Source organism: Marinobacter sp. AC-23, assembly GCF_001858325.1.
Lineage (GTDB): Bacteria > Pseudomonadota > Gammaproteobacteria > Pseudomonadales > Oleiphilaceae > Marinobacter.
In genome coordinates this window covers 1-2,991 of record NZ_MBPP01000085.1, presented here as the reverse complement: position 1 = coordinate 2,991, position 2,991 = coordinate 1, and the positions used below count along the sequence as shown (strand labels likewise).

The 2,991-nt window shown below is 48.8% G+C and carries 4 protein-coding genes; all 4 read right to left on the bottom strand.

The window, feature by feature from the left end; translation table 11 throughout:
* The coding region (locus tag BCA33_RS22600; RefSeq protein ID WP_302848236.1) for a DUF2235 domain-containing protein at nt 1–371 on the bottom strand (371 nt) is incomplete at its 3' end.
* A gap of 222 nt (nt 372–593) precedes the next feature.
* On the bottom strand, nt 594–1,190 hold the full coding sequence (locus BCA33_RS18985; protein WP_071268298.1) for a DUF2931 family protein: 597 nt from the start codon (nt 1,188–1,190) through the stop codon (nt 594–596).
* 301 nt (nt 1,191–1,491) lie between these two features.
* Nucleotides 1,492–2,115, bottom strand: coding sequence for a DUF2931 family protein (locus tag BCA33_RS18980; RefSeq protein WP_254774633.1), 624 nt, complete (start codon nt 2,113–2,115; stop codon nt 1,492–1,494).
* Nucleotides 2,093–2,991 (bottom strand): DUF2235 domain-containing protein (locus tag BCA33_RS18975; RefSeq protein ID WP_139173061.1); only part of this gene is annotated, 899 nt, incomplete at its 5' end. The genes BCA33_RS18980 and BCA33_RS18975, both read right to left, overlap by 23 nt.

The following is a 2,991-nucleotide window of genomic DNA, read 5'->3' as shown; positions in this document are numbered from 1 at the left end:
GCATCAGAACGCCCAACCCAACCCTCTACGTCTGCTTTCGCTTTAAGTTCTGAGAGGTTGTCCCATTGGGGAGTTTGTTCAGGCCATGTCGTAGCACTGCCGTTAATGTTGAGCGTAGGATGGAGCAAAAGCCGCTCCGTTTGGCTGTCGTGATAGCCGCCGCCAATGTCTGAATGAACCCCTGGCAGCGCGATCTCACGGAAATTATTGGGAAGTGAGCCATCTGGGTGGCAAATGCTATTGAGGGCGAAATTTTCCCGGCATTCGTCGATCGCGGTAAACTGCACTACGCTGGTGATAGTTGACGGATCTAAATACAGGTTGACGGGAGAATTACGATTGTTGCTTGGCGTAAAGTCGCCGTTCTGGATGTTAATAATGCCGGCAACAGTATCAAATAGCCCAAGAAATCGAATGGTGACTTTTTCCGGCCAGGGAATACCATTAGCTGAAAATGCCCTCTTAACTTGTGCAACCAGGCCACTAAGCCGTGCCTGTCCATCACGGCCACTGCTGACACTAAGCCAGTTTGGAATTAGTTGACCACTACAGGTGTCAGGCTTGGCCGGGAGACTCGTCGTTTTTAAAACTAACTACCAGCCATCTGTAGGAATACCATGCTGCCTAATATAGTCGCCACTGCGTTCCAGATATTCCTCAGTGCGCACCTGATACGTCGACGTATCGCCCTCAATTTCATTAGCCTGGAAACGACCAACCTCAATGGCGTTGTCTGGTCGGTTAGAAATCCAAAGAACAACCTGACCGCCAGGTGCCACACCGACCGTGAGAATCTTTCTTGGCTGACTAAACGCGCCCATAACGGTTGTGTAAGTCACATGCTCACTCATTTTCCTTTCTAACTCCTTCGGCAGAGAAAAGATTTTCTGATAGAACTTCTGTTCCGCAAAAGAGAACCACTGGATGGCAATATAATTTGGAAAGGGTGCAGTAGATGCTCCTTTTCCTGATGGTCCATTTGGACCCATCCAGCAACAGCTGATACTCCCCATTGGCATGCGCGAGTGCCTGATGCTGGAGGTTTCGAGTTCAAAACGCTCTACCCAAACATCGTAATGTTGAGGAGCACCAACACCGATATATTCCTTAATATTATTGTTGGGTTGGGAGGCACATCCAGAAAGAAAGAGCACCATAAGCGTAGCAATCGTTGTCGTTTTAACCGTCATTATCAGGACTCTGATTTATTCGCGTAAATGGTCCGTTTCCGGTTTGATGTTGGCCGAAAAGGCGAAAGGAAAGTAGCGGTTGAAAATGGAATTTCAGAGCGAGCAATAGTACCGAACATCAGGAACTCATGCAGATTGTAGTGATCTGAGTGGTGCACATACTGTTGCTTCAGGAAAGAAGGCTAAGCTGTGCCTGTCCATGATAATTACACTGTACCTACCATAGTCAGGCTCCGAAATAATCAGGCGACAACTGCGCTGGCACATAGGGACACTCTCGAGTGGGGAACTATCGATTGCCCTACCAACCCTCAGTGGGTACCCCATGCTTCTTTATGTAGTCACCATTTTTTTCAAGATAGTTATAAATTCCAACTTCATAATTAGAAACATCACCTTCAATTTCGTTGGCCTGTAAACGGCCGACCTCAATGGCATTGTCGGGGCGATTAGAAATCCACAGAACGATCTGGCCGCCTGGGGCCAAACCGATGGTGAGAATCTTTCGTGGTCGACTGAAGGTGCCCATGACGGTTGTGTAAGTCACGTGCTTGCGCATTCTTTCCTTCAGTCCTTTGGGCAAGGAAAACAGCCGTTGGTAGAACTTTTGCTCGGCGAAGGAGAACCATTGAATGGCGATATAATCTGGAAATGGTTCCATGGAACCGCCAGAGCCAGTGGGACCATAAGGCCCCTTCCAACAACAGCTGACTCCTCCCATAGGCATGCGCCAATGCCGTATCCCGGACGCTTCGAGCTCAACGTGCTCTACCCATACTTTATAATGTTCGGGAGCCGCGACACTAACGCGTCCAATAAAGTTGCTGCTTTTTGGAGTTGAGACGCACCCGGTTACAAACGGGGTGATCAGTAACAATGTTAACAGCGTTCCTAGTCTTATTTTATACATCCAGTTTATTTCCATAAACGATCCGTTCCCGGTTTGGCGTTGGTCTAAACGGTGAAAGGAACGTCGCGGTTGAGAATGGGATTTGAGAGCGCACGATAGTATCAAGCATCAGAAACTCATCTAGATTGTAGTGATCGGAGTGATGTATATACCGTTGCTTCAGTAAGGCATTTTGGTTGATTGGTAACCTGGGGTGATTGCTTCCGTGCCAGATCTGTTCCTGAATTATTCTGTACGTCAGTTCCAACTCTTTCGGAATCGCAGCTGCATCTCTAATTACATGAATGTCATCCAGCGGCACGCCCGCTTGTTTTGCCAGCCCATACATACAGTGGAGGTAGACTTGTGAAAGCTCTCCGTCCACTTGTCTGTGCAGGATCAGATTCAGCTCCACCTGGCCGTCTGGAACGGGATGCTCTCGTACGTTTTTGTGAATCTTAAGGGACGCAGGTTCTCCCCCTGGTAACGGGATGCTCTGAGGCCCAATCCAACCCTCTACGTCTGCTTTCGCTTTAAGTTCTGAGAGGTTGTCCCATTGGGGAGTTTGTTCAGGCCATGTCGTAGCACTGCCGTTAATGTTGAGCGTAGGATGGAGCAAAAGCCGCTCCGTTTGGCTGTCGTGATAGCCGCCGCCGATGTCTGAATGAACCCCTGGCAGCGCGATCTCACGGAAGTTATTGGGAAGTGTGCCATCTGGGTGGCAAATGCTATTGAGGGCGAAATTTTCCCGGCATTCGTCGATCGCGGTAAACTGCACCGCGCTGGTGATAGTTGACGGATCTAAATACAGGTTGACGGGAGAATTACGATTGTTGCTTGGCGTAAAGTCGCCGTTCTGGATGTTAATAATGCCGGCAACAGTATCAAATAGCCCAAGAAACCGAATGGTGA